This window comes from Enterococcus sp. DIV1767 (assembly GCF_050542585.1).
Taxonomy (GTDB): Bacteria; Bacillota; Bacilli; order Lactobacillales; family Enterococcaceae; genus Enterococcus_D; species Enterococcus_D innesii.
Genome location: NZ_CP172936.1, coordinates 2502894 through 2529893 on the forward strand (window position 1 = coordinate 2502894; position 27000 = coordinate 2529893).

At 42.3% G+C, this 27000-nt stretch carries 23 protein-coding genes and 2 tRNA genes; 1 reads left to right on the forward strand and 24 read right to left on the reverse strand.

What is annotated here, in order from left to right; all coding sequences use genetic code 11:
- Positions 1-80: 80 nt before the first annotated feature.
- The 4 genes from fucO to rhaB form a co-directional block, all read right to left on the reverse strand.
- Complete coding sequence (gene fucO / locus IGI78_RS11850; protein WP_081117461.1) at positions 81-1232, reverse strand: lactaldehyde reductase; 1152 nt, start codon at positions 1230-1232, stop codon at positions 81-83.
- Positions 1233-1316: 84 nt separating this feature from the next.
- Complete coding sequence (gene rhaD / locus IGI78_RS11855; protein WP_195264660.1) at positions 1317-2141, reverse strand: rhamnulose-1-phosphate aldolase; 825 nt, start codon at positions 2139-2141, stop codon at positions 1317-1319.
- Positions 2142-2148: 7 nt separating this feature from the next.
- On the reverse strand, positions 2149-3402 hold the full coding sequence (gene rhaA / locus IGI78_RS11860; RefSeq protein ID WP_195264658.1) for an L-rhamnose isomerase: 1254 nt from the start codon (positions 3400-3402) through the stop codon (positions 2149-2151).
- The gene (gene rhaB / locus IGI78_RS11865; RefSeq protein WP_229045510.1) at positions 3399-4814 is read right to left on the reverse strand and encodes a rhamnulokinase; all 1416 of its coding nucleotides are present in this window, start codon (positions 4812-4814) and stop codon (positions 3399-3401) included. The genes rhaA and rhaB overlap by 4 nt, the downstream gene beginning before the upstream one ends.
- A 199-nt stretch (positions 4815-5013) precedes the next feature.
- Between rhaB and IGI78_RS11870 the strand changes: the two genes are divergently transcribed.
- Positions 5014-5895, forward strand: coding sequence for an AraC family transcriptional regulator (locus IGI78_RS11870; protein ID WP_081117464.1), 882 nt, complete (start codon positions 5014-5016; stop codon positions 5893-5895).
- Positions 5896-6000: 105 nt separating this feature from the next.
- On the opposite strand, the gene IGI78_RS11875 is transcribed toward IGI78_RS11870, so the two are convergent.
- The 20 genes from IGI78_RS11875 to IGI78_RS11970 all read right to left on the reverse strand — a co-directional run bounded on the left by IGI78_RS11875 (position 6001) and on the right by IGI78_RS11970 (position 26999).
- Positions 6001-6855, reverse strand: a complete 855-nt coding sequence (locus IGI78_RS11875; RefSeq protein WP_195264654.1) for a GRP family sugar transporter — start codon at positions 6853-6855, stop codon at positions 6001-6003.
- A gap of 102 nt (positions 6856-6957) precedes the next feature.
- Positions 6958-9543: a glycoside hydrolase family 38 C-terminal domain-containing protein gene (locus IGI78_RS11880; RefSeq protein ID WP_195264652.1), complete on the reverse strand. Its 2586-nt coding sequence runs from the start codon at positions 9541-9543 to the stop codon at positions 6958-6960.
- Between the two features lie 2 nt (positions 9544-9545).
- The gene (locus IGI78_RS11885) at positions 9546-10682 is read right to left on the reverse strand and encodes a PTS fructose transporter subunit IIC (RefSeq protein WP_071859233.1); all 1137 of its coding nucleotides are present in this window, start codon (positions 10680-10682) and stop codon (positions 9546-9548) included.
- Positions 10672-10989, reverse strand: a complete 318-nt coding sequence (locus tag IGI78_RS11890) for a PTS fructose transporter subunit IIB (RefSeq protein WP_008380922.1) — start codon at positions 10987-10989, stop codon at positions 10672-10674. The genes IGI78_RS11885 and IGI78_RS11890 overlap by 11 nt, the downstream gene beginning before the upstream one ends.
- A gap of 23 nt (positions 10990-11012) precedes the next feature.
- On the reverse strand, positions 11013-11462 hold the full coding sequence (locus IGI78_RS11895; RefSeq protein ID WP_081117467.1) for a PTS sugar transporter subunit IIA: 450 nt from the start codon (positions 11460-11462) through the stop codon (positions 11013-11015).
- Between the two features lies 1 nt (position 11463).
- A complete protein-coding gene (locus tag IGI78_RS11900) occupies positions 11464-13368 on the reverse strand; it encodes a BglG family transcription antiterminator (RefSeq protein ID WP_081117468.1) in 1905 nt (634 codons plus the stop codon).
- Between the two features lie 304 nt (positions 13369-13672).
- A complete protein-coding gene (locus tag IGI78_RS11905) occupies positions 13673-15502 on the reverse strand; it encodes a lantibiotic ABC transporter permease (RefSeq protein WP_081117469.1) in 1830 nt (609 codons plus the stop codon).
- Positions 15477-17741, reverse strand: coding sequence for a glycosyltransferase family 2 protein (locus tag IGI78_RS11910; protein WP_081117470.1), 2265 nt, complete (start codon positions 17739-17741; stop codon positions 15477-15479). The genes IGI78_RS11905 and IGI78_RS11910 overlap by 26 nt, the downstream gene beginning before the upstream one ends.
- A complete protein-coding gene (locus tag IGI78_RS11915) occupies positions 17738-18778 on the reverse strand; it encodes a bifunctional glycosyltransferase family 2/GtrA family protein (protein WP_081117471.1) in 1041 nt (346 codons plus the stop codon). Before IGI78_RS11915 ends, IGI78_RS11910 begins: the two co-directional genes overlap by 4 nt.
- Before the next feature lie 60 nt (positions 18779-18838).
- Entirely contained in the window at positions 18839-19891 is a 1053-nt protein-coding gene (locus IGI78_RS11920; RefSeq protein WP_081117472.1) for a GGDEF domain-containing protein, read from the reverse strand.
- A 330-nt stretch (positions 19892-20221) separates the two neighbouring features.
- Positions 20222-21331 carry a GGDEF domain-containing protein gene (locus tag IGI78_RS11925; RefSeq protein ID WP_081117473.1) on the reverse strand — a complete coding sequence of 370 codons (1110 nt, stop codon included), beginning with the start codon at positions 21329-21331 and terminating at the stop codon, positions 20222-20224.
- 4 nt (positions 21332-21335) lie between these two features.
- On the reverse strand, positions 21336-22076 hold the full coding sequence (locus tag IGI78_RS11930; RefSeq protein ID WP_269923946.1) for an EAL domain-containing protein: 741 nt from the start codon (positions 22074-22076) through the stop codon (positions 21336-21338).
- Between the two features lie 347 nt (positions 22077-22423).
- Positions 22424-22495 (reverse strand) — tRNA-Gln (locus tag IGI78_RS11935).
- A 4-nt stretch (positions 22496-22499) separates the two neighbouring features.
- Positions 22500-22583: transfer RNA gene (locus IGI78_RS11940), tRNA-Tyr, on the reverse strand.
- 85 nt (positions 22584-22668) lie between these two features.
- A complete protein-coding gene (locus IGI78_RS11945; RefSeq protein ID WP_005228752.1) occupies positions 22669-22902 on the reverse strand; it encodes a DUF2969 domain-containing protein in 234 nt (77 codons plus the stop codon).
- 122 nt (positions 22903-23024) lie between these two features.
- Positions 23025-23672 (reverse strand): CBS and ACT domain-containing protein, encoded by a 648-nt coding sequence (locus IGI78_RS11950; protein ID WP_077452887.1) that lies wholly within the window; start codon positions 23670-23672, stop codon positions 23025-23027.
- A 3-nt stretch (positions 23673-23675) separates the two neighbouring features.
- Complete coding sequence (locus tag IGI78_RS11955) at positions 23676-24377, reverse strand: ABC transporter ATP-binding protein (RefSeq protein WP_005234392.1); 702 nt, start codon at positions 24375-24377, stop codon at positions 23676-23678.
- Entirely contained in the window at positions 24377-25153 is a 777-nt protein-coding gene (locus IGI78_RS11960; RefSeq protein ID WP_008380898.1) for an ABC transporter ATP-binding protein, read from the reverse strand. The genes IGI78_RS11955 and IGI78_RS11960 overlap by 1 nt, the downstream gene beginning before the upstream one ends.
- A complete protein-coding gene (locus IGI78_RS11965; RefSeq protein ID WP_195264650.1) occupies positions 25134-26111 on the reverse strand; it encodes a branched-chain amino acid ABC transporter permease in 978 nt (325 codons plus the stop codon). The genes IGI78_RS11960 and IGI78_RS11965 overlap by 20 nt, the downstream gene beginning before the upstream one ends.
- Positions 26112-26120: 9 nt before the next feature.
- The gene (locus tag IGI78_RS11970; RefSeq protein WP_005228742.1) at positions 26121-26999 is read right to left on the reverse strand and encodes a branched-chain amino acid ABC transporter permease; all 879 of its coding nucleotides are present in this window, start codon (positions 26997-26999) and stop codon (positions 26121-26123) included.
- Position 27000 lies beyond the last annotated feature (1 nt).

Sequence of the window (27000 nt, forward strand, 5' to 3'; positions counted from 1 at the left end):
GCAACTGATTAGCAGATCATTGTTAAGGGAAACTTGCAGAAGTATCTTTCATTTCTTCGGATTTCGTACCTTTAACAAGATTACATCAACGAACGATAAAGCTCAATAATTTCTTCTAAAGTCGTATCCCGCGGGTTGCCTGGTGTGCAGACATCATTCAAGGCATCTTTGGCGATGGCTGGGATATCTTCTTCTTTGACGCCTAATTCAGAAATGGTCGCTGGAATGCCCACATCTTTGCTTAACTGATCGATGGCTTGGCAAGCAGCATCTCGGACGTCTTCAAGTGACATCGTTTCTGCCCCTTCAATGCCTAAAACGATCGCGATCTCACGATATTTTTCTCCCGTAAAGTCTTTGTTGTATTTCATGATGGTTGGCAACAAGGACGCGCACGCTACTCCGTGAGGAATGTTGTACCAAGCGGACAATGGATGTGCCATACCGTGAACTAAGCCCAAGCCGACGTTTGAAAAGCCCATACCGGCAATGTATTGCCCTAACGCCATCGCTTCTCGTCCTGCTTGATCGCCATTCACGGAATCTCTCAATGAGCGGCCGATGATTTCGATGGCTTTGATGTGCAGCATATCAGTCATTTCCCAAGCGCCTTTGGTGATGAAGCCTTCGATGGCGTGGGTCATGGCATCCATTCCCGTTGCAGCTGCCAAGCTCTTTGGCATCCCCATCATCATATCACTGTCCACAAAGGCTACTAGAGGAATATCGTGAGGATCTACACAAACAAATTTCCGATGATTTTCTTCATCTGTAATCACATAGTTGATCGTTACCTCGGCTGCAGTCCCAGAAGTTGTCGGTACCGCCAAAATCGGCAAGCATGGATTTTTCGTGTCTGCCACGCCTTCCAAACTAATCACATCTGAGAATTCAGGATTCGTAGCAATGATCGCGATCGCTTTTGCCGTGTCGATCGGTGAACCACCGCCAATCGCAATGATGCAATCGGCTTGGGCTTCTTTGACAAACGCTAAGCCGTCTTTGACATTTTGGATCGTTGGGTTCGGCACGATCCCATCATATAACGCATAATCGACACCTGCTTCATCCAATAATTTCGTCACTTTGGTCGCAACTTCAAATTTCACCAAATCTTTGTCGGTGATCACAGCCGCTTTTTTAAACCCTCGTGCTTTGAATTCTGTCGGTACGTTCTCGATCGCTCCTTTTCCAAAATACGATGTTTCATTCAAAATCATTCTATTCGCCATTCTTCCTACCTCCATTTGTTTGTTTATTCACAATATAGTTTAAATAGAAAAGACTGAAAGCCTTTTCTATTCTTCTACCATTGATTATACCTCAAGATAGCCTGCTCGGGGAGTGACTTTGAAAGCGTCAGCCAATTTTTTCAGATTTTCATCTGTAATGGTTTGTAAGATTGAGCCTTGTGCTTTGACATAGGTGTACACTTCCGCGGCTTTCTCTGCCGTTTCAATCAAGCCAAAGACTTCGTCCATATCTTTGCCAGCGCCGTAGATGCCATGTTGTGGCCAAAGAACCAAACGGGTTTCTTTCATTTTAGCAGCCGTTGCTTCGCCGATCTCGTTCGTTCCTGGAACCATCCAAGGAATGATGGAAACACCTTCTGGGAAGACCACCAAGCACTCCGTACACATTTGCCACAAGGTCCGCGTGAAACTGCGTTCATCCAACTCATGGGTAAAACTCATGGCTAAAAGATGCGATGCGTGGTTATGCATGATGATTCGGTTTTCTGGATCGACCGACAAGCGAGCGATATGACTCATAAAATGACTTGGCAGTTCACTCGTTGGCACCGCACCATTTTCCAAGCCCCAAAGCAATTCCAATGTTTGCCCATCTTCTTTGACTCGGATCACACCAAGGTTTTCCGCTGGATGTGCCGTTACATTTTTAAAGTATTTTCCTGAACCTGTCACGATAAAGTACTTGCCAGCTAGGGCCGTAGCATCAAAAATCATGGGAATTTCCCGCAAGACGCTTTGCGGATCGATGAAAGGCAAGATCTCTTCTTCTGTTAATAAGTAAGAAATATTGCCGCCGTTGCGCTCATCCCACCCTAAACGGTAAAGATTTGCTGTCGTTTCCATCATTTCTTGTACAAAATTCGCTTGTAAAATATCAATCTTTTTCATTGTTCTCCTACTTTCTGGCTTTTAAGACGGTTTCTTCATAGGTTTTCACTTCTGATAGCCAATCCAGACCTGCTGGTACCCCTTGGCTTTCACAGAAGTAATTCCAAACATCTGCATACGGATAGTCTTTTAATTCTTCCGTCATGGCTAAACGAGTGGTGAAATCACCTGACAATTCGATTGCTTTTAGTTCTTCGATCGGTTCTAGCATCGCTTTTAGCAACGCTTTTTGAGTATTGCGCGTCCCGATCACCCACGCAGCGACCCGATTGATCGTCGCATCAAAGAAATCTAACCCAATGTTGGTTTTTGGTAATAAGTCATTGCGAACCAATTCGCGGCCAATCTCTTGCAATTCATCATCCATGATCACGACATGATCACTATCCCAGCGTACAGGACGGCTGACATGCAGCAAAATGCCTTTGCTAAATAGTGCCAATGAAGACAATTTATTGGAGATCACTTCGGTTGGATGAAAATGTCCAGCATCCAAACAAATCAATTTATCGCGCGTCAAGCCATAGCCCATATAAAATTCATGAGAACCGACGGTATAGGCTTCGGCACCAAGACCAAACAACTTGCTTTCCACGGCATCTACCGTGTATTCCGCTGGCAATTCTTCAGCAAAAATCTCATCTAATGCTGTCATCAAGCGTTCCCGTGGTGTAAAACGATCGATCGGGTTGTCTTTGTAGCCATCTGGCACCCAGAAATTATTGACACAGACTTGCCCAGTTTCTTTCCCCATATAAGCAGCGATTTGACGAGAACGTTTGCCGTGTTCGATCCAGAACTGACGAACTTCTTCATCTGGTGAAGCAAGGGTAAAGCCATCCTTGAACATGGGATGTGAGAAAAAGGTTGGATTGAAGTCTAAACCTAAGCCTTGTTCCTTCGCCCAAGCAACCCATTTTTCAAAATGCTTCGGCTCCAATTCATTTAGATCCACTGTTTCCTCGGTGTCTAAATAGATGGCGTGAAGGTTCAATTTGTGTTTTCCAGGAATCAAAGAGTAGGCTTTTTCTAAATCTTGGCGCAACTCCTCTGGGGTATGGGCAGCACCAGGATAATTCCCCGTTACAGAGATCCCACCAGATAATGCTTCATCACTCAAAAATCCTTGGACATCGTCCCCTTGCCAAACATGCATCGAGATTTTCACATCGGCTAATTTTTTCAAAACCGCATCCGTGTCGACGCCTAATTTGGCATATGCTGTCTTAGCTTCTTCATAACGCTGTTGAATCGTTGTCATTTTTTTCCTACTCCTTTTATAAAACGTTGATAGTTGCTTAAAATCTTGTGATCAAAAGGCTGTGGTTCATGAACACTGCAAGGAAATGAGTGTTTGACCGCGCGGCGTGCTTCAGCCAGCGACGTGAAGATGCCAGCACTCATCATCTGCATTAAAAGATTACCGATCGCCGTTGCTTCACTTGGGCCAGCTTCGATCGTCAGCTGCGCAGTATCAGCCGTCAGTTGATTTAAAAAGCGATTGTTGGAACCGCCCCCCACGATATGCAGTTTTTGCAGCTTGCTCGTCGTACCTGTCAGCTGTTCCAGCTTTTGCAATTCACTGGCATAGCAAAGCGCTAAGTTATCATACACACAGCGAGCCAGTTCCCCTGCGGTTTCTGGAACTTTCTGCTGGGTTTCTCGACAATACGCTTGCAGTTCAGTAATCATGTTTTCTGGATTCAAAAAACGAGGATCATTGACATCGACAAACTGTTGAAAAGCAGGCGTTGCTTGCGCCAATTCCGCCAATTCTGCATAGGAATACTGATAGTCTTGCTGCCGAGCCACTTCTTGGATCAGCCACATGCCCATAATATTTTTTAAAAAGCGAATCGTGTTGTGGGCACCCCATTCGTTCGTATAATTTTCATCAAAGGCGGCAAGGGAAACATTGGGTACTTTGGTTTCGATCCCCAGCAATGACCAAGTCCCGCTGCTGATGTAGCCCCAATCTGAACCCTCTCCAGGTGTACCGATGATCGCCGACGCCGTATCATGACTAGCGACAGTGACAAAGGTCGCTTGTGGCAAATCATAGGCTGGAAACTTCTGTGTTTGCAGTGCGCCTAAAACCGTCCCGGCATCAACCAAAGGTGGGAATAGGCCTTCTGTTACGCCGATCTCAGCTAACAATTCTGCATCCCATGTTTGGGTGTTGGCATTTAAAAGCTGCATCGTCGAAGCATTGGTTTTTTCCGTGACCATCTTACCAGTAAAAACGTAGCCCAAGTAGTCTGGAATCAACAGCAGCTTGTCGGCTTTTTGCAACAGTTGCGCTTCTTCTGCGGCTAACTGAAAAATCGTGTTGAAGGGCTGCAGCTGAATGCCTGTTTTCTCATACAGTTTTTGCAAAGAATAGCGCTGACCAAAAGTTGCGATCGCATCATTGGTGCGACTATCTCGATAAGCGACTGGGTCGCCTAAACGCTCGCCTGCTTGATCGATCAAACAGTAATCCACTGCCCAGGTGTCGATTCCGACGAAGCAGTCATTGATACCTGCTTGTTTCACTTTTTGCAGTCCTACTAAAATCTCTTGGATCAAATAATCGATCGCCCAACGGTCAAAGCCGTCATGGGGACGAAAGCCGTTTTTAAAGCGATGGATCTCTTCTAAAGTGATCTGCTCATTTTCCCAACGGCTCAGCATCAGACGACCGCTTGATGCGCCGATATCGATTGCGATAAATGTGTTCACTGGTCTCCACCTTTCATTATCTTGTTTAAAAATAAATCGATTACAATCCACTGATTCATTCTTGTTGACTCAATTTTAGCTTGACAATCAACGAGTTTCATCACACAATTTTGATAAAGACTTGCACAATCTTGGTAAAAAGGAGGATCCGATGGACTACTGGGAAAAAGCCAACCACTCATGGTCAACCGATTCACTGCGTTACATCAATACTTCAACCCAAAAGCAGCGTGAACTTTTCTATTACATTCAAGAAATCGGCTATTTCAAAGCCAGCAAACCTTACTTTACAGAACGAGAGAACCTGCCTTCTTATTTGATCAAATATACATTGTCCGGCTGCGGTGAATTGCGCTACAAAGGTAAAAGCTATCAATTAAAAGCAGGTGATGTGTTTTTTATCGACTGCCTAGACTATCAGTACTACCGCACCGTTAGTCAAGAGCCCTGGGAAATGGACTGGATCCATCTATATGGCGCCAACGTCGCAGCGTTTTATGATGAATTTCTAAAGAATGGCAGTCCAGTTTTTCACACCAATCCTGCCAGCAGTCGTCAAAATCCGATCCACTTGGTCTTACAAGATTTATTGATGCTACAGCCAGAACCAAATGCGAAAACTGCCTTCCAAAGCTCTGTTTTGATCCATCAGCTGCTCAATGAACTGCTCCTGCAAAAATATCATCTCGACTTTTCGGATAGTGAGATCCCGCTTTATATTTTGCAGATTCGTGACCAGCTAGAAGAAGATTTCCGTCAAGGGATCACCTTGGAATCTTTGGAGGAAAAGTATCATATCAATAAGTATCAAATCGTCAAGGAGTTTTCCAAATACATGGGCTTGCCCCCCATCGAGTACCAGATCAGCAAACGCATCTCTTACTCGAAAGACCTTTTGCGCTATTCTCGGCTATCCATCAAAGAGATCTCATTGGCGATCGGCATTGAAAACACCGCCTATTTCAGCCGTTTATTCAAGAAAAAAGTCGGCATTTCACCTAGTGATTATCGACAGACGGAGAATGGGCGGTAAAAAAAACATGAAATCATTCACTGATTTCATGTTTTTTTGCATCTATTGATTAAACTGTTATCTGCTATTTTATTGATCACTAACTAAAATTGCTCAGGTGCAAAGTTATTTCAACCAACTCATCCCTAATACACCAACAATATAGAGCAAGCTACCAAGAGCAACAAATTGCTTTTCTCTGCCAACTTTTCGTTCCTTTAAGAAAATAATACTTCCATAGGTGGCAACAAGTAAGCTCATTTGAGAAAATGAATAGGTTACGCCTACACCTAAAGAAGACGATACAGCGAATAACGAAGTATTCGCGATAACCCATGTGCTACCAGTACCTAAATTGTGGATTATTTTGCGGAAACGCAACTGTTGCTTACTTTTCAAGGAAATTACGCTTCCCCCGAGAAACATCCCTACTGCCTGAGGCAAGAAAATCTGTGCGCCACTTATCTGAAACAGACCAGTGACTGTCACATATAGCATCAAAAAAACTGAAGAACAACATAGATAAAGAAGTACTTGCTGTGTTAAGCCTGTTTGCTGATGAGTTGTCTTAGTTACAAGGAAAACACCTGTTAGAATGACTCCTAATGCCATGATTGAGAAAATTACAGTCGTTAAATCTGTCCATTCTTTGAGAAAGAAGCCAGATGCTAATGTAACAAATAATAATTGGGTCCCGACGGAGACGGGCATTACTTTAGAAACCTCGGCTTTCTCCAAAGCGAGAAATTGGAAGTATTGTCCGCAAGCCCAAAAAATCCCAGATAATAAACTGATGAAAAATGGCACCATGGCATAACTCACTTGATTCAAGAAACCAAATACACTACCGAAAATCAAGGCTGCGATTGTTGTTCCTAGCAGTTGTTCCTCTGATTTTCCTCCCATCAATTTAGCGACGATTGGCATTAAGCCCCATCCTAGTGCAGGCAGTGAGGCAAGCAATAAAAGTTGTACGGACATAAAAACTCCTTCTAAACATTGTAAAAAGCGAGAACACAAAATCTTGTAGAGGAAAACGTTACAAAAGCAATTCCTTCTCGACAAATTTTGTGTTCTTTATTCCTAGTTTTTAGTTAATAAATAGGTTGCTACCCCATAAGCATGGATGATATGATCCGCTTCAAGCGGTTCTTCTAAGGCATTGATTCGTTGATATACGTACCCATTAAATAATTTTTTTGGCTCAAGAGATCGTTCTTTGTTCGTTGAATTGACGAAACGGATAACGATTCCCTCAGAGTAATACGCATTATGAAGCGCACTGACTCCCACACCTGGTTCTAAGCTACAGGACAACAAAGAAAGAGACATGTCGGTCAGAGATAATGGATCAATGCGCTTTTGAATTTTATTATCTATGCGATAAATAAAGTAATTCAAATCTTGCAATTGATAAGAAATCGATGGCTGTTCTTTAACAGTTTTCCAAGTAGCCAACAAATCTTCAGAAATAGCTGTTGATGCGACCCTTAGGGAAAAATCGAAGACCATCTCATAGTTTTCCATTTGAGCAAGAGGTGTTTCCATCATAATATGTCCCTTTTTGGTTGTATCGCCAGAAGCACGACCTGGTCGATACAACAAATCTGGTTTTCCTAGAGAGTCGGTTGTAGCTAGTACCGTTACATATAAGGAGTCATCGATATATTCATACTCTTTGCTCTGCTCGCTATAAAAAACGAGGGCGTTCTCTTGATCATAAACAACCACTTGTTTTTCAAATGGTTCAATATTGACAGGTTTTTCTGCATATTTTTCTTGCCAATTTTCCAGTGTTTGATTTCTTTTTTCAAGATAGCCAAATTGAATGGCCGCAACCGCTCTTTCTATCGGCTTGTTTAATCGAGCTTTCACTCGAATCCGATGATTTAAAAGCGTATTTTTAAAACGTAGCTTTGCGTTTACCTCACCATTTTTTGTCAGTTGGAGGGTCAATGTATAATCGAATGTTTTGGTGGCGATTCCTTTCATCCGTTCTTCGATCGTATACGGTAGCTGTAAACTTCCTTCCAAAGCCAATGTTTCTTGCTTCCCTTTGCAGCTGGCAAAACGAAGCGTGATCGGTTGATCATTCAAAATAGGCGAATAGTCATACGTATCACCGGCATTACTATCATCGATGATCGACAAGAAATCCACGTTCTGTTGTTTTCCATTTGAATAAATCAGGTGGCCGTCTTCAAAGGAAAGCATGTATTTTCCATTTCTAATCCATGTGTTTTGATCTAAAGACGATTCGGGAGTTGTCTCTTGCTCTTCAAATGTAAGGACTTGATAACCAAGGCCTGAAAAGGCACAGGTCACTTGAACGGTTAACAGATAATACCCCTCTTCTTCAATAAAACGGTTGCCAGCCGGAGTTTCTTCCATAATATTTTTCCTGCTTGGGATATACACTGCTTCAAGTACAGATGAATCAGCTCCAATAACCTTGATATTGTTGGTTCTGGATACGATCTTAACTAATTTCTCTCCTTGAAATGGCACTGGTGTTGGATGAAGAATCAGAAATTGGTTGGCTTGTAAAGCGAGTCCTTCACTGATTCTTTTTAAAATCAAATTTTCAATGCTCTCACAAATCTCACTGATTTCTTTTAACCGATGACTGATATCTTGTGCAACACTATCTGATACACAGCCTGCCAAACTATCATGGGCTTGACATTCAAATAACTTTTTCCAAGCTTTCATTAGCAAGCGATTGCTTAATTCGATCCCTAAATCTTTCGCAATAACTAACATTGGTTCAATTTCTAAAACTAATTTGTTTTCTAATCGAAAAATCTCACGTTTCAGATCCATTCTTACAGAACCAATCGTTTTGTGAACCCGTGCAAAAACCGGTGCACGAAACTCTCCTTGATAAACTTCCAGTTCTTTTTGACGGACGATCTCCATAAATGCTGGATAGGTGCTCAATTGATACTTGTATTTTCCAAGCTGATTGATTTTCGTTAGTTTTTCTTCTATGGCAGAAACAATGCCTAACTGATCATTTCCAGTTGGAATCAAGATTTCAGGTTCATTCGCGTAGCTCTTAATAAAATCAACACCTCTATCGAGTCTGCCATCTACATAACTGCTTGTTGGCTCCAATTGCTGCTGTGCACCATATCCTTGAGGAAAATTCACCGCATACAGTGAATCTTGCCCACTTAAACTCGTCCATTTAAAGTAAGGGGATTTGACCTGTTCCCCTAAATCGATGCCTCGCCAAAAGATAATGTTATCAAGTCCAACTTCGTTCAATATGGTTGGCATTTGAGCATTAAAACCAAATGTATCTGGCAAATAGCCGATCGGCATATAGCTGCCATATTTTTTGCTATCAAATATACCAATCATGGCATTTCGAATGATGGACTCACCAGAAGCAAAAAAGGCATCTGTTTGGGTGTACCAAGGACCGATGAACAATTGACCATTGGCGATCAACTCTCTGACCTCAGTCAAGCGCTCAGGATAGAGTTCTAAATAATCGTCTAGAATAGACATTTGTCCATCTAGCACGAAAGAAGCAGTCGGTTGCCTCTTTAGTTCTTTTAGTACATCACTAAATAATTGATCACTCAAAACGACACAGTCCATTGAAGTAAAATACCATTCACGATCCCAATGGGTGTGGTTTACTATGTGTACATTTGTCATAGCTATGCTTCCCACTGCTCTTCCCAAGCCGCTTCGTCAAATTCTTCCATCGTGGTATCTGTTTCTTTCCCCGCATCTTTTGAACGTAGCAAGCTTGTACAAATCGCAATGAATAATGAGCCAGTAGCAATCGATAAAACATACAGTGGCCATTTTTCTACAGTGAACCAGCCATAAAAACCAGAGATTGGGGCTGTATTGACAGCTCCTAGACCTACAGCCATTGCAGAACCAATCGCTGAACCAATCATATTCACTGGGATCACTTTTAGTGGATTTTCCACCGCAAATGGGATCGCTCCTTCTGAAATGCCTACTAGACCCATAATGATCGACGATTTTCCTGCTTCTTTTAATTCGTTATTGTATTTACTCTTGGCAAAAACAGTCGCTAAGCCTAAACCAATTGGTGGAATAATGATTGCCACTTGCGCTGCAGTGTTTGGTGCATAAACGTTACTTGTCAATAAAGCCATCGCGGTTGTCACAGCTGCCTTATTTACTGGTCCCCCAAGGTCAAATCCAACCATTGCCCCTACAACTGCCGCCATCACGATCGCATTTCCGCCACTCAATCCGTTCAACCATGACTCTAAGCCCACATTGATAGCTGCAAATGGTGTACCGATCACATAATTCACAAGTAGGACAGTGACTAAAGTACCTAAAACAGGAACTAAGAACACTGGAACTACCGATGCCATCGATTTTGGCAGCTTTATATGGTTTTTGATCCACAAGCAAATGTACCCAGCGATCAGCCCTGAAACAATTGCGCCTAAGAAGCCTGCATTAATGTCTTTTACTAACATACCTCCAACAAGACCAGGGGCAATCCCTAGCTTATCGGAAATCGAATAAGCAATAAATGCCGATATTACGGGAAACATCAATCCTAAAGCGATGCCACCGAATCCATCTAAACTATGGAGTAATCGGATGATCGTATTCGCACTTTCTCCATGAGAGGCGTCCCAAATATCGACGATCCCAAATATTGATCCGCCTACTCGAGAAATCGCCATGATAACTGCTCCGGCAATCACCAGAGGAATCATATAAGATATTCCTGTTAAAACATGATTTTTCATTTCACTTGCCAACTTTTTCATCTGATTTTCCTCCTCTTTATTGATCAATCAGCTTTAATGCATCTTCAATTACTTTTTCTGCATTTTTTATAGGGGCTGCTACCGGGACTTTAAGGATCTCCTTGCCATTGAAACGCTCTTCATTTCTCACTTTCGTATCAACGGCAAAAATCACGACTTCCCCAATTTGACAATCCCGCTCGTTCAATTCATTTTCGATACCTGTTGCTCCTTGTGTCTCAACCTTGATTAAATCGCCACGTTTCGCTGCTGCTTTTTTTAACGCCTGTGCCGCCATAAAGGTATGGGCAACTCCTGTGGCACACGCCGTTACTGCAATAATTTTTCTCTTCATTCTTCTTTCTCCTTTTCTCCGTTTTATTCGCTTAATAGTTTCGCGATAATCTCTTTATCTGTTTCGCTTTTCAGCGCTTCAGTGATGTCTTCATCCATCAATTTCATGGCAATTTCTGATAAGATCCGTAAATGGGTGTCTCCTTGATGTTCTTCAGGAATAGCAAGCATAATCACAACCGTTACCGGTTCATCATCTAAGGATTGCCATTCTAATGGTCCCTTTAACCGAGCAAAAACGATTGCGGGTTCAGAAACTGCACGACTTTTTCCATGAGGGATAGCTATATTATTGCCTATTCCTGTGGTCGAGTGATCTTCTCTTTCCATAACTGATTGAACATACTCATTTTCGGATTGAACGATTCCTTCCATTACTAATATTTTTGCTAATTGACGGACCACTTCTTCTTTAGTGGTTGCCTCTAGACCAAGAACAATATGTTCAAAAGGTAGTAGTGTTTCTATATTCATTTTATGTTCCCCCTTGTAAATACTTTTTTAATTCCTCTTTCGTCCCTTTAAGGAGGAAGGTTCGTTCATCTGATTCCATCACATTAAGCATCGTGTCATAGATTTCCTCAAGGTCTTGTACAGTTTCATCCTTTATACAGATGAAAAAGACATATTTCACCTTTGTTTCTCCCCAGTGGATCTCATTATTAAGACGTAAAAATACAATCGCTGATTTTTTCACGTATTCTGGCGTCCCATGAGGCGTTGCGAATCGTCCAAAAGAAGTAAAGGAAAGCTGTTCCCTTTTTAGCGAAGAGTCAATCATTTCCTCGTTTACATACCCACGAGTAATCAACTGCTCCCCAATAAATGTAATCACCTCTTGATAATCTTCAAAATGATGATCTAAAAAAATCAAGTCCTCATGAATCAATTTCGCAAACTGATTGAAAGAACCATTTTGTTTTTCTTCGACTTTTCTTAAAAAGGTTTCTATTTTTCGCTGCTCATCTTTATTCAGTACAGGTGAAACATGGATTGTTGGAATCGAATCGATTTTTAAATCCACTGTCGATAAAATCAAGTCCTCATAAATATTGGTCTGAATCAACTCTTGAATTGAAAGAATCCTGGAAATATCGATTTGCTCATAATTTCTCCGAATACGAGCAGCTAATAGCTGTGAAGTGCCTTTCCCACTGCTACAAACTAATAAGACACTCACTTTCTTCGGTTGTTTTTCTTCTCGTTGTTCTTTCATCACTTGGATGTGTACTGCCAGAAAGGCAACCTCATCTTCGGGGATCGAAATCGAAAAATGCCAATTTAAGGCATGAGCTAATCGAAGCGCTTCCTCAAAAGACAAAGGAAAATTCTTCTTCACATCATTTAGAAAAGGGTTATGAATGACTAATCCTTTTTGAATGCGATAAATAGCTTCTTTGATATGTGATACCAATCCTAACAAAAGACTTTCATTGCGTAGGGAGATCGTTTCATGAATCAATTTGCGTATCGTTTCATCAAGCAAATCATCGGAGTCATTCTTCTTCATCAACGAATCCCCATAGATATGAAGCGAAATATAATGAACTTCCGAAACTGGCAACGACAGAGAAAACGTTTCTTCTATTGAAGCAATAAAACGATAAAAAGCTCTATTCTCCATCAAAGGATGTCTTCTTTCTTCGAAAGTCAGATAATTCTTCTCTTTGACCCGATCAATCATGATGATTAGATGAAGCAATAGTGAGTGATAGGCAGCATCATTAAGCGTAATTTGTTCTTTTTTCAAATACTCTTGTAAGAGCGTATCAACTAAAGAAATCTTTGTCAGGTCAATAAAATCATTAACAAACTGAGGAATTCCTTGAATCGAATGCAAATAGCGTTGCTGCTCTTGTGTTATTTTCCATTTTCCACCCCAGAAATAGTAGATCAAATCAAATGCTAAACGACGTTTTTCTTGTTCTGACAAATTCAAAAAGGAACCCTTCCCCGGTAAAACTTCAATCGTAACGTTAAAATGACGAAAGATCTCGCTTACCTGCCCCATGTCATTTTCTAAAGTTGATTTACTGATGTAGAGTGCATCTTGCAGTTGTTGACGCGTAAAATACGTTTTTTGTTTCAGTATTTCAAAGCAAAGAAACTGAATACGATCTTTTTTGCTCGTCGGTAAGTTTGATTCCTCGTGCCCATCAAGATACTTTAGAATTTCAGCTGAATCACCATCAAGAAATACACCTACTCTAGGTTTGCGAACAAGCCTTATTGCTGTTTCCTGCAAAAATTCATCAATTCTCTTTAGCGATTGCGAAACTGTCTTTTGCGAAAGCGACATATGCAACCCAATTTTAGCAACCGTTGTTGGTCCATTCTCTAAGAGATATCGAATAATTGCTTTTTCCCGTTCACTGATCATGAAACTATCACCTCGTCTACGTTTCTAATGGTAGCTTTTTCTTAAAAAAATGAAAACACTTACTTTTACTGCATTCATTACAGTAAATCATAGGCACTGAATATATTGCGCCGTTTTTTTTCATGTGTACTTTTTCGTTTAATCCAGATTATTTACATGTCCCTTGGTATTTTCATAGTATAGAGGATATTACTCAGTGGGAACAGAAAAAAAATACCAATGAACAAACGAACTGTCGTCTGTTTCATTGGTATTTTAACTTTTGATTCTCTAATAACGAGACACGCTTGAGCAATTCCTTCCCTTAACGCCCCAACACCTCCGCCACCGAATAAACGCCTGGGGCAAAGGTTTTGCCTGTTAGCTTCATCGTCATGGCATTAAAGGTATAGTGCTCTTCTAAGACGACGACTTCATCGTATTGCTTTAATAGTGTGCGAAAATCTGCATCTGATAAGAGGAAATTCTCTCGGCCATCGACATTAGGTGAAAACAAGTAATATTTTCCGACATAGCCAACTAAGTAGCTATCTACTGCTTCTTTGTTAGTACTGACCACCAAATATTTTTTCTCGTTTAGGTCAAAGTGATCGCCAGTAACGGCTGAAACTTGTGCTGGAATCGAAGCAGCATATTCACGATTGGTATAACGCATGCCATTATTTTCTGAAAGGATCAGCAATGTCGCAAAAAATAACAGAATTAAGGTACTGTATTGATAGATTTTTTTCGTGGTCAAGCTGGCAAAACTACGGTAGTTTCGCCGATCGATCGCTTGTTCATGATACAAATGATCAATGCCTCTGACCATGAAAAAGGTCATTAAGCCAAGTGCTAAAATCACGATACTTGAGGCATAGCGATCGAACCCTGCCAAAGACAATGCTTCATCAGTGGGCATCGAGAACAAGAACATGGCATAAATTCCTAAATAATACCCCCCAATGATACCATCGATCAACAGCAGTTCTTTGAAAAATGGATTGCGTTTTTTCATGATAAATCGGACAAATAGCCAACTGCCCAACAGAATGACCTGGATCAAGAGAATCCCTTGCGTGGAGATCGTCGCAACATCCGTAATGGTTTTGACAAACACATCCGTAATCTGTTGCAGTATCTGTGAATCCTTTTCGCCAAAAATCTGTTTATAAGCGGTCACGCTGACTTCATGCTTCGATTTAGGAAAATTCGCTTTGACATGCAGGTTCCAAAGAATCGCTGGCAGGACAGATAGCCCAATGGCAGCTAATCCTACAATCATCATGCCCAGCCGTTGCCGCCAACGAACCGATGCCTGCCACAAGCAGACTAGTAAATAGCCGCCTAAAATCAACAGAAAAAAGACGGCACTATTTTTGACCAAATCAAGAGAGGCGCCAATCAAAAGAAAGAAACCGATCGACGGTAGTACGTTGCCTTTTAAAGCGAATAAGCCAGCGATGCCAGCTAAAGTCAACACTGGCAGGATAAAGTCTACTAACAAATTATTCATTCGAATCGCAATATTAAAATAATTGAAAACCGCCATACTGGTGAAGATCAGGGCAAAAGCCAGCTTTCTTTTCGGATCACGAATAATCGCAAAAAAACTATACAGACTACAGAAAATCAAAATCAATTGACCAATCAGCAAGACATTCTCATGATAGCCAACGATGATTGCTGTATAAGTAACAAATAGCGAGCTGCCTAAAGGATAGGAAGTAAAACTGATGATGGCATCGGCTGCCGTTGGCAATTGTCCCTGCGTATAAAGGAATTTAACGATCGTCGCCCAATGGGAGAAGTTGTCATAGTGGGTCAAATGACTGTGAAGCAAGGTTAAAACGAACAAAGCAAAATAGCCGTAAAACCACAGCAGGATGGGCTCTTGTAAGCCCCACCGCACCTGATGGCACTCCTGCCAAAAACGCCAAACGCATAATAGTAAGCCAAGACCAAATAAAACCCATGCCCCCCAGATCAACCATCCTTTGGGACCATATGCGACAAAAGAAAGAACGAGGATCGGCAAACAGCAAGCAGCGATCCAGCTGATGTGTTTGGGAAAATGGCAAACTCGTACAAAAAGATAGGCATAGCCAGCTAATGATAAACCAAAGAGACTAAATCGCAGCAGGATCTCGATCATCATCTTCCTCCTTTCTCAGCAAGCTGTCTACCCATTCTTGAAAGGCTGCTGTAAAACGCAGCTCGGAAAGATTGCTTACTTGATAAATCACTTGATTTTCTGTTGGTTGAAGCATCGCTTTTTCAGCGTGAAGCACAAGATTACTGATCGGTAAGTTTAGATGGGTCGGCATCTCGACCTCTTCTGTTTTTGCCAACGTGAGCTGGTCAAAACCAAATGTTGTGACCGCATAGGTTCCTTCATCAAAGTGCCATTTTTGATCAATGGTCAGTATGGGCACTCGTTGAGGCGGCAATGGCTTTTGTTTGGCTTGCAGCAGATGCTTACCGAGATTCTCAAAAAGACTATCAAAGAAGGTCATCCATGGGTCCCGCAGAACCGGCAGGCTTTGATTGAAGCCATCATAAATGATCTGCAAATAAGCCAAGTAGTCTTTTTCTGATAATTGGTGTAAAGCAACCCCATAGACCCAGCGGTCCTTGCCTGAAAAAACGCGGACGACGTTTCCCGTCATCTCTGCTTGGTAGCCATTACGGGTGATTTTAAAAGTCAGCTGCGCATCTGGCGGAAAATAAAGAGGAACGTCAGAAACGAAGGACAAGCCGTTTTCTGAGATATTTTCTGTCATCAAAGAATAGCTGGCGTCTTGGTCGGAAACTTCAACAGGATAATGGGCTCTGAACCGTTCCGTCGTTCGGTAAATCGGGCGACCAAGATAAAATAAGACCGCAAAGGTTAAGTTAAAGAAATGGGTCAGCAACCAGAAAGTCAACACGCTGCCATAGAAAATCTCTGAGCCGAATTTGCCGTAATTAAACTTCACTAAGCCGATAATCGTCAAAATCAACAGCAACAAATGCGGCACCACAAACAACAAGTCTTTTTTAGACTGAGTTGCTGCTTTATTGGTCACTTTGAAACGGGTCTCTTTGATGCCGATGGCTTGTAAAAAGACAGGAATCACTAGGTAAGGTGCAAAAATCGTTTCCTGGATCTCGCCCCAGCGCTGCGTTCGAATATCGCTACTCAAATCCTGCATCGCCAAATGCAAGAACGTATAGCTTGGCAGCCAAAACAGCAGCAAGACCCAAAAGTTGGTCTCTACGACCCTTACATTAAAGACGGTGTACAAAATCGGCGCGAAAATAAACAGCAACCGCCGTAAAAACGACCACCAATACAAATAGCTGTTTAAGAAAACCATTTTTTGCGCCAAAGACAACGTCTTGTTTTTGAAAAGATGGAGATTGTGGACACTTTGGACCACTCCTCTTCCCCAGCGAATCCGCTGCTTTAAGGCACTTGGGATATCAATGGGAGACAGACCGCTGGCCATTGGCTGCAGTGTTGATAAACTGCGATAACCTTTGCAATTGATCAAGGCGCCTAATTCAAAATCTTCCGTGATCGTGTCCGTCGGAAATCCGCCAGCGGCTTCGATCGCTTCTCGTGCGATCACCGTATTGGAACCTGTATAAATAGCTGTATCATGGGCGTTGTTCAAAACATTGACTTCTCTGGAAAAGAAGTCCTGCTCGTTAGGGATTGCCGCTTCTGAAAAAAGATTGTACTGAAAAAGATCCGCATTATAAAAGCTTTGCGGTGTTTGGACAAAGCCCAACGGTTTGATGGTCTGGTCTTTACGGCGTTCCTGCTGATTTGCCACAAAATATGGCACTGTTTCCAGCAAAAAATCTGAGTAAGGGATCATATCTGCATCAAAGGTCGCCACTAGCGGCGAATTGGTTTCTGATAATGCATGATTGAGATTGCCTGACTTGGCATGCTGATTGCCTGTCAACCCGATATAGCCGATGCCAAATTTATCTGCCAGTGCTTTGACCTCTGGACGGTTGGTGTCATCTGACAAGTAGATGTGAACTTTTTTGGGATCGGGGTATTTCATATGAACTGCCGCATTGACCGTTTTTAATAAAAGCGGCACTTCTTCATTATGGGTCACAATCAACACATCGATCGCTGGATAGTCGGCTTCTGGCACGATCGGTTTTTCAAAAGGCTTTGCTTTGTTTTTGTTCCAAATCAACAGCAAGCCCGTAAAGTTCGATACGATCTCACTGCCCCAAAGCAGCAAACCAAACAGCAGGGCAAACCAAGACTCGTGCCATGGCAATGTATACAGCCCCCGCCATGATAAATAGATCAGCGAAAAGACAAACGCCAGAAAGTAAACGACTTTTTTCGCCCAAGGCAAACGTTTTTGTTCCACCTCAATCACTCCTTAAAGATGACATTTTTTTGCACATGGTAACTAAAGAAAAAGAGCAGGCAATCGACGCCTATTTTTAACAACACAGAATCCCCGATTGGCAGGATCAAATAGATCAAGTAGACGAGGAAAGAGGACAGCAAAATCTGTACGATCACCAATAAAAAATATTGCAACATACTGTTCTTTGTCCGTTGACCAAAAACAAGCTCACGATTGATGTAATAATTGACGATCGCCGAAATCAATCGGGCCCCCAGCGAAGCGATCACGATGGAGGACAGATCGATGACAGACAAGAAATGGATCAATAACGCATAGGCGATCACATCGACAAAAAAGGAGACCACAGATGAAAACAAATACTTCAAAAAGACGCTATAGATAGCGACAGAATCTGCCAAGACCCGAAAATGGGAAGACGCATTTTCTTCAATATAGATGGTGGCGATCGGTTGCGAGAGAATCGGCCACCCCCGCTTCTGGGCTTCGATCAGCATCCGCGTTTCATATTCAAAGCGCTCACCTGAGATCGCCAACAAATCTGTCATGAATTTCCGAGGGAAAACCCTTAAGCCCGTCTGCGAATCCTCGATGGCAAGACCAGTCGCTAAACGTAAGATATTTCGGGTCAAAATATTGCCGAACTTACTCCGCAAGGGGACTTCTTTGCCAAAGGATCGGGTCCCTAAAATAATGCTGTCCGGATGGGCTTGTGCCTTGGTTAAGCAAGCCATCATATCGGTATACTCATGTTGCCCATCCGAATCAATGGTCACCATAAATTCAACTGCCGGTTGATTTGTCAGCACTTCGGTGAGGGCGGTTTTGATAGCTGCGCCTTTTCCAAGATTCTTTGGATGGGTCAAAACCTGACAGCCAAACTGATGTTCCAACGCCGAAAAGACAGACTGATAAGCTGATCCACTGCCATCATCCACGACCAAAATCGGCAGGTGTTGGTTATGCAAACGAATTTTCTCCACCAGAGCCAGCAGTTTGTGGTCAGGTTCTAGCGAAGGAATCATGATTAAACTATTTTCCATATGCGTTCCTCATTTAAGGTAGTATTTTTGAAAACAAAAAAAGAAAAGAAGCCAACCCCATCAGTAAAGACAGAGTTGGTCGCGACCGCTGCGCTTGGCGCGATACAATGCTTGATCGGCACGTTCTTGTGTTTGCATCAGCAGCTCGCCCCTTTGCCGTTGTGCGATCCCAATCGACAACGTGATGCTGACCGAATCGCCGGCATCCAAGATGATTTCTTGGTAACGGATGCGCTTTTGGATTTTTTCGAGGAGATAAGCAGCAGCCTGTGCGTCTCCTTGGATCAAGATCGCAAACTCTTCCCCACCGATGCGATAGACCGGATTGCTAGCCGTACAGTAGGTCGAAAAAATACGAGCGATTTCTTGCAAAATCACATCCCCGGCACGGTGTCCGTAACGGTCATTGTAATTTTTGAAATGATCGATATCGATCAAAGCGATCGATAAGTCCACCTCGGTCGTATCTAGGCGTTGGCGGTCCTCTTGAAACTTACGAAAGTTGTTCAACTGCGTCAAATCATCGATTTTGACTAAAGCCAAAATGCGCTGCATATCATTTAATATTGAGTAAAGGAAAAACGCCAACGTATAAGCAAGAATGCCATAAACTATATAAATTAAGGTCGTTTTTTGAATATCGCCAGTCAAATAGCAGCCAAATAGAAAGGAGATAACAATCAAGTAGGTGATCGATAAAATCAACTCTTGTTTGTCACTAAGCCGCCGCTTGGCCCAAGCATGGAGAAACGTCAGGGTCACCATCAAAAAGAAACTGAGATATAAGTTCAACCAAGAAGATTTTGATACTTCAAACAAAAAACGGCCTAACGCTAGATTGAACATCGTTGGTACGGTCACCTTCCAGCCCAGATACTTCATAGAAAAAGCGTAAAGCAAAAAGCGCAGGTCAAATCTTGTTTCATATACGACATAAGAGAAGTTCATTAGCAACATCCCTACCACGGTTTCAAAAACAATCGCTGCTGCGATCTGCTTTGCTTTGAAAGTCCCTTGCCCTACGAAGCCATCACTGACTTTGAACAACAAGTAAATATTGATGATGATTGCACCTAAATTTGCGAGTGTATTGACAACCAGCGTATTTGCCATTTCCTGCGCTTCCTTTCTAAAAAAAAGAACCCTTACTTGCTGATTCGACAGAACATTTCCAAAGATGTTTCATGGAAAAGCGGACGGAGCATCAAGTAAGGATCACTATTTATCATTGACAGTTTCTATCACTCTTGATTTAAAATAATTTACCAGAAATTATACATATTTTCAATCTTTTTGTTGATATAAGAAGATTCTCAAAATAAATAAAATGATCAAAATGTATATTTTCTAAATAAATAACATTATTTCTTTATTATTACTAACTTTTTGTGCATAAACATTTAATTCTTTGTGAATTTGTGTAAATTATTTTTCCATTATTTTTTACGTCTCAGGCAAGGTGCACACCCGGTTTCGACCACTTTGTTTTGCGAGATAGAGGGCTTGATCGGCTCTTTCAACAGCTGCCAAGATATCGCCATGACAAACTGTACTCGCTTCAACGCCGCAAGACAAAGACATCGTCCCTTTTTCAAAATTGGCCACAGGAAACATACTGCTGGAAATGGTTTGACACAGTGTCGTCATCGCAGCTACGGTCTTTTCTTTGACATCCCCTTCGATCACGAGACAGAACTCTTCTCCGCCATAACGATAAAAGGAAAAGGTCTCGGCAAAATGCGCCTCTAAAAAAGTAGTCGTCCGTGAGGCAAAGGTTCTTAACAACTCATTTCCGGCGATATGACCATAACGGTCGTTGACCTTTTTGAAGTGATCGAGATCAATCATGACGATCGTCACAGTCTTTTTCTGTGAAACGGCTTGAAGCAGATCGTGGTTATAGGTCCCATAGTTGAAGCAGCCGGTCAACGCATCGATCTTACTATTCGCCAACTCTGCCAGTACTTGGTACTCTTCGCCTTCAATCAACCGATGAAGCCACATAAAGCCGCCCAACAGCACAAAAGAACCAACAAATACTGCCAGCATCGCTTCCCAGTCATAGGTCGTCGTATGATGGACCAGCATCGAAAAACGCGGTGAGAGCAGACAGGTCAAAAAATACATCAAATAAAATTGCTGTTGCGGACGGATCCGCTTGAGTTTTGATAAAAGAAAATCAAGGACAAAGAGCCCAACTCCGAATAATGGAAGATAAAAAGCTTTACCCACATCAGAAAAACCGACAAACCACAAATAAAAGACGACCATACACGGCGTTATCAAAATCAAGATCTTACCACGATCGCCATAGAAAAAATGACTCGCTATAAAAGCAGTTGTGTATTGATAACAGATAAACCCAACTGAATTCATTGAAAAAGAAAGAATAAAATACAAATGCGTAAACGTCAGAATACCAATAATAAAATACTTAAATGGACGAGAAACCGATATTTTTTGCACACTTAGTACAAAAACATCTGCGGTCACCAGTAAACTGGCAATCATCAGCGGCAAACCAAACGCCAAAAGCACGCCTCGTTCTAACATTCCATCACAATCGCTCTCCTTTAGACCATAAATACCCTTGTTGCAAATGCACCCCCATCTCAAGCAACTGTACCATTTTTTCGCGGTTCTCGATGCCTTCAACGATCAGCTCAAGCTGATATTTTTGGGCAACCTTCAACCAACAAGCCAAAAAGCTGAAGCCAATCTCCTCATCAAGCTGAATAAACGGTAACAACGAAAATTTCAAACAATCAACGCTGGCAAGATTGGCAAAGACCAACGAGAGGGTATTTTGCCCGCAACCGATATCATCGACCGCAATCACATAGCCATAGGCTTTGATTTTTGCGAGGGCGCTAGACAAATCAAATGACTCCTGCTGTATGCGTACGGGATGCTCCGTCAATTCAATCTGCAACTGCTCCTTATGAACAGCCATCGTTTCAAAAAAGGACCACGTTGACTGCCACAGCAGCTGTTGTGGATGAATATTGACACTAAAGCGAGTTTCCGGCTTTTTTTGACACAAACGCCGCAATTCCTTAGCATACCATTCCATCAATTGCTGATTGCCGCTTTCAGTTTGAATCATTGTACTGAATTCTTGCTGTGGGAAGCGGTTGTTCTTCTCGCTACGCAGTAAGACTTCATAGCCATTCAGCTCTTGCTGACTTAGCGATTCTACCTGCATGATTGGTTGACACAACAGATAAAGGCGATCTATGTTTTCCCAAGTTGTTTCATTCCCCATCTTCGTTAAGCCCCCATCTAGTAAAGTTATCATATCCGAGAATCGGTAATATTCCTGTCATCGTTCGTTTCTCATGCAAAAAAATGGTTCTCGTAAAGGAACTGATTTGCCTAAGTATACCAAACAGAACCAAAAATGCCCAAATATTTTAAATTCTCTGAAAGAGACTTCCGTGAAAGAATGGACGGTACCCCCATGCCTGTTTAATAGAAATGCCCCAAAGTAACCACTTTTTTCTTTTTCGTAGAAACTTGCACGTTGAAAGTTGCTTCTTTCTCATCAGCTTCCTATTTCCCTAAGTACTTATAAAAAAAACGATTCTTTTTAAATAACAAAAAAACAGCAAGTCTGCTTGCTGTTTTTTCTACGTATTTCTTTGACTGGGGTAGCTGGATTCGAACCAACGCATGACGGAGTCAAAGTCCGTTGCCTTACCGCTTGGCTATACCCCAATAATGGTGGAGGAGAGTGGATTCGAACCACTGAACCCTAAGGAACGGATTTACAGTCCGTCGCGTTTAGCCACTTCGCTACTCCTCCAAAAGGTTTTTCTCAAACCTGACAATAGTTATAATACCGAAAAAGATAACAAATTGCAAGAGCAAAAAGTAATTTTTTCTAGAAATTATTCATGTAAATTCCATTGGCGAATAATCATCTCGATGGCAGCTTCTAAGCTTCTGCTCGAACCTAGATCTTCATCCCCTAAAAAGCTTTGAAATTCTTTTGGTCCAGTTGTTAAAATCTCACCGATGCGTTTTTTACCGATAAACAATTCATTGACGGTATAGTCTTTGCCATGAATGGCTTTTGTTGTTTCTTCAATACGGACTTCGATATCTTTATTTTTCTTAGACATGGTTGCACCTCTTTCTTTACAGCACCTTCCTATTTTAACAGAAAAGCAGCAAAAGAAAAAGAAAATCTCTTCTTGAAATAAAAAAAGTAGCCAATCTTTATGATCAGCTACATTTCCTTAGATCACTTCTGGTTCGTCAAGACAGCACTCGTCACGGTATAACCTGCATCGCTTAAAATTTTCTCGATTGCTGCGACTTGCCGTGATTCTACTTGGATCTCAACAACTGTTTTTAGTGCCATCCGATTTACCACAATCGTCAAAATACTCATTTGATGATCGGCAAGGAGTTTCGTCACGTCTGCTAAAACCCCCACATGGTCATCCGTGATCTCGATCGATACTCGGGTCCCGCCATCGTGGTAGCCAGTGATTTTCAAAAAGGCATCAAAAATATCATTGTTGGTAATGATTCCCACTAGGGCATCATCATCCATGACTGGTAAAACCCCCACGTTCTCACTACGCATGACGGAAATGGCGTCCTCTAATAGTGCATCTGGTTCAATCGTAGTCACTTTTTTCAACATGATATCAGCGACCGTCGTTTTATTTAAGAGATAGTTCATTTCATAAACGCTTAAGCTTGTCGCTTTTGAGGGAGTTGCTTCAGCGATCGTTCCTTCTGTGATCAACCCTACTAATTTACCATCGTCAACGACGGGCAGACGATGGATATCATGCTGCTTCATTAAATCTACTGCATCAAAGATCGGTGTCTGCGAATCGACGGTGACGACCGTCTTCGTCATAAAATCACTTACGCTCATTGTTTAGCCTCCTAGATACGCTTTTCTTACTTCATCACTTGCTAGTAATTCTTCTCCAGTACCTTCTAAAACGATTTTCCCCGTTTCTAATACATAGCCGCGATCGGCAATCGATAAAGCCATTTTCGCATTTTGTTCGATCAGCAGCACAGTCGTTCCTTGCTGCTTGATTTCTTGAATGATGGAAAAAATTTCTTTGATAAAAATTGGTGCCAAGCCCATCGATGGCTCATCCAGCAAAAGCAAGCGCGGTTTTGACATCAATGCCCGCCCCATTGCCAACATCTGCTGCTCACCGCCAGATAATGTCGACGCATCTTGCGAGAGGCGTTCTTTCAATACAGGAAACTTGCGGTAAACTTGTTCATAGTCTTCTTTGACACCACTGTCTTTACGCAAGAAGGCGCCCATCTCTAAGTTTTCTTGAACCGTCAAACCGGAAAAGACGTGCCGCCCTTCTGGCACCTGCGACAAGCCGTTTGCGACGATTTTTTGCGGTGCTTCTTTCTCAATTTGCTTTCCTTCAAAAGTGACGGAGCCTTTTGAAGGACGGATCAATCCAGAAATCGTCCGTAAAATCGTGGTTTTCCCGGCACCATTGGCACCAATCAGCGAAACAATCTCTCCTTGATTGACGTGGAAGGAAACATCATGAACTGCTTGGATCATGCCGTAGTGAACACTTAAATTTTGAATTTCCAGCATCAGATTTCCCCTCCTAGATAGGCTTCGATTACCCGTGGATTGTTTTTGATCTCTTCTGGTTCACCGTGAGCGATGACTTGCCCGTATTCCAGTACATAGATCCGTTCGCACACTTCCATGACCAAACTCATATCATGCTCGATCAAGAGGATCGTCAATTGAAAATCTTTTTGGATCTTATAGATCAGCTTTGTCAGTTCTGTTGTTTCCTGAGGATTCATCCCCGCTGCCGGCTCGTCAAGAAACAAAATTTTTGGCTCTGTAGCTAGTGCGCGTACGATCTCTAAACGGCGTTGCTCGCCATAAGGCAAATTTTTCGCTAACGTTTGACTTTTGCCATCCATATCAAAGATCCGTAACAGCTCTAAGGCTTTTTTCTTCATGGATTCTTCGTTTTTGTAATACTTTGGCAAACGCAAGATGCTCGTCAGTAGTCCTTCTTTATGCTTACTGTTCATAGCGATCAAAACGTTGTCCATCACGGTCAAGTTTTTAAACAAGCGAATGTTTTGGAAGGTTCTTGAAAGGCCTAAATCCGCGATTTTATAAGGCTTCACGCCATTTAAACGTTTTGGCTTACCTTGGGTCTCAAAAAGCACTTCGCCTTCACTAGGCTCATACACACCTGTCAGGAGGTTAAAGAGCGTTGTCTTGCCGGCACCGTTTGGTCCAATCAACCCGACCAGCTCATTGGTATCTAGATGGAGGTCTACATGAGAAACAGCAGCTAACCCGCCGAAGTTTTTCGTTAAGCTTTTAACTTCTAATAGAGGCATCGTTGTCATCCCCCTTTTTTCTAAATTTGTCCAACAGTCCTTTTACGGAGAATTCCCAGGTTCCTAAAAGTCCGCTTGGTTTAAAGATCATGATGATGATCAAAGCCAATGCATAAATGATCATACGCAAATCAGAGAAGCCTTGCAAGTACATGTTTAAGATTCCTAGCACTACTGCCGAAACAACTGCTCCTGTGGTACTCCCAAGCCCTCCAAAAACGACGATGATCAAGACATCGATCGATTTCATAAAACCGTAATCTCGTGGGAAAACCGACTGCTGATAGCTGGCATAAAGGGTACCAGCAATGCTTGCCATCACTGCTCCCATTACAAACGCAATTACCTTGTATTTCGTTGTGTTGACCCCCATCGATTCTGCAGCGATCTCATCTTCCCGAATCCCTAAAGTCGCTCGACCAGGTCCGCTATGGATAAAGTTTGACACGACAAGAATCGATAGAACGGCAAAGAGAAAGACGATCTGCCAATTACTGAATTGAGGCAATCCGAAAATTCCTGCAGGACCATTGGTCAAGCCTCGTAAGTTCACCAACAAGATCCGAATGATCTCTGCCACACCTAGGGTAGCGATCGCTAGATAGTCACCTTTTAAACGGAGGGTCGGAATCCCAACTACTAATGCGACTGCACCTGAAACCAGCATTCCCACCAATAAACCAGTTAAAAAGCCGCCAAAGGTTGGATTGCTTGCCGACAGGATCGCACCAGCATAAGCACCGATAGCCATGAACCCGGCATGTCCTAAGGAGAATTGCCCTGAAAAACCAATGATCAGATTCAAACTGACTGCCAAAATGATGTTGATCCCGATATTGACAATGATGGCGTCAGAAAACAGATTGATCATCCCGCCGTTGTAAGCTGCAAATAATCCGAAATAAAGAATAGCTGCCAGAGCGAGCCAGATTAAGTTGTAACGTAAATTCTTTTTCATTTCTGCCACCTACACTTTCTCTTTGATATTTTTGCCGAGGATCCCAGCTGGACGAACCAACAATATAATTATTAAAATGACGTACACTAAAGCATCCTTGTAATCAGAAAAACCAAGCGCTGTCGCTGCTGTCTCCACCAAACCGATCACAAAGCCGCCTAAAGCTGCACCAGGAATGATCCCGATCCCACCGAGAACCGCCGCAACAAAAGATTTCAGACCAGGAACGACGCCCATTGATGGATCAATGGAATTATAATACAAACCGATCAGCATCCCGCCAGCTGCAGCCAAAGCCGAGCCTAAGGCAAAGGTAAAGGAAATCGTTCGGTTGACATTGATCCCCATTAAACGCGCTGCATCCGCATCAACACTTACTGCACGCATCGCTTTTCCCATACGGGTCTTTTTCACGATCAATTGCAACAGGATCATCAGTGTAACCGAAACAGCCAAGATCAATAACTGGACATTACTTACTTGAACAAACCCGATGGAATAGGTTTGTCGTTCGATCGCTTGCGGAAAGGGGCGCACATTGGCTGAAAAGAAAAAGATCATGACATTTTGTAAAAAATAAGAAACCCCGATTGCCGTGATCAATGCCGAAATTCGCGTGGAATTGCGTAAGGGACGATACGCTAAAAATTCAATCGTTACCCCAAGTGCTGCACTGGCGATCATTGAAATGAACAACGCGGGGAAAAACCCTAATTGCCATTGATTGATCAAAAAGTAACCGATAAAACTACCGATCATGTAAACTTCTCCGTGGGCGAAGTTGATCAACTTGATGATGCCATACACCATCGTATAACCCAACGCTAACAAGGCGTAGATACTGCCTAGAAACAAGCCGTTGATCAATTGTTGGATCATCATTTCCATA

What these genes read in the sequence shown, in the direction of transcription:
- fucO (WP_081117461.1), bottom strand. Translation starts at nt 1,232, where the DNA reads ATGGCGAATAGAATGATTTTGAATGAAACATCGTATTTTGGAAAAGGA.
- rhaD (WP_195264660.1), bottom strand. Translation starts at nt 2,141, where the DNA reads ATGAAAAAGATTGATATTTTACAAGCGAATTTTGTACAAGAAATGATG.
- rhaA (WP_195264658.1), bottom strand. Translation starts at nt 3,402, where the DNA reads ATGACAACGATTCAACAGCGTTATGAAGAAGCTAAGACAGCATATGCC.
- rhaB (WP_229045510.1), bottom strand. Translation starts at nt 4,814, where the DNA reads ATGCTGAGCCGTTGGGAAAATGAGCAGATCACTTTAGAAGAGATCCAT.
- IGI78_RS11870 (WP_081117464.1), top strand. Translation starts at nt 5,014, where the DNA reads ATGGACTACTGGGAAAAAGCCAACCACTCATGGTCAACCGATTCACTG.
- IGI78_RS11875 (WP_195264654.1), bottom strand. Translation starts at nt 6,855, where the DNA reads ATGTCCGTACAACTTTTATTGCTTGCCTCACTGCCTGCACTAGGATGG.
- IGI78_RS11880 (WP_195264652.1), bottom strand. Translation starts at nt 9,543, where the DNA reads ATGACAAATGTACACATAGTAAACCACACCCATTGGGATCGTGAATGG.
- IGI78_RS11890 (WP_008380922.1), bottom strand. Translation starts at nt 10,989, where the DNA reads ATGAAGAGAAAAATTATTGCAGTAACGGCGTGTGCCACAGGAGTTGCC.
- IGI78_RS11895 (WP_081117467.1), bottom strand. Translation starts at nt 11,462, where the DNA reads ATGAATATAGAAACACTACTACCTTTTGAACATATTGTTCTTGGTCTA.
- IGI78_RS11900 (WP_081117468.1), bottom strand. Translation starts at nt 13,368, where the DNA reads ATGATCAGTGAACGGGAAAAAGCAATTATTCGATATCTCTTAGAGAAT.
- IGI78_RS11905 (WP_081117469.1), bottom strand. Translation starts at nt 15,502, where the DNA reads ATGATCGAGATCCTGCTGCGATTTAGTCTCTTTGGTTTATCATTAGCT.
- IGI78_RS11915 (WP_081117471.1), bottom strand. Translation starts at nt 18,778, where the DNA reads ATGGAAAATAGTTTAATCATGATTCCTTCGCTAGAACCTGACCACAAA.
- IGI78_RS11920 (WP_081117472.1), bottom strand. Translation starts at nt 19,891, where the DNA reads ATGGCAAATACGCTGGTTGTCAATACACTCGCAAATTTAGGTGCAATC.
- IGI78_RS11925 (WP_081117473.1), bottom strand. Translation starts at nt 21,331, where the DNA reads ATGTTAGAACGAGGCGTGCTTTTGGCGTTTGGTTTGCCGCTGATGATT.
- IGI78_RS11930 (WP_269923946.1), bottom strand. Translation starts at nt 22,076, where the DNA reads ATGATAACTTTACTAGATGGGGGCTTAACGAAGATGGGGAATGAAACA.
- IGI78_RS11945 (WP_005228752.1), bottom strand. Translation starts at nt 22,902, where the DNA reads ATGTCTAAGAAAAATAAAGATATCGAAGTCCGTATTGAAGAAACAACA.
- IGI78_RS11950 (WP_077452887.1), bottom strand. Translation starts at nt 23,672, where the DNA reads ATGAGCGTAAGTGATTTTATGACGAAGACGGTCGTCACCGTCGATTCG.
- IGI78_RS11955 (WP_005234392.1), bottom strand. Translation starts at nt 24,377, where the DNA reads ATGCTGGAAATTCAAAATTTAAGTGTTCACTACGGCATGATCCAAGCA.
- IGI78_RS11960 (WP_008380898.1), bottom strand. Translation starts at nt 25,153, where the DNA reads ATGCCTCTATTAGAAGTTAAAAGCTTAACGAAAAACTTCGGCGGGTTA.
- IGI78_RS11965 (WP_195264650.1), bottom strand. Translation starts at nt 26,111, where the DNA reads ATGAAAAAGAATTTACGTTACAACTTAATCTGGCTCGCTCTGGCAGCT.
- IGI78_RS11970 (WP_005228742.1), bottom strand. Translation starts at nt 26,999, where the DNA reads ATGGAAATGATGATCCAACAATTGATCAACGGCTTGTTTCTAGGCAGT.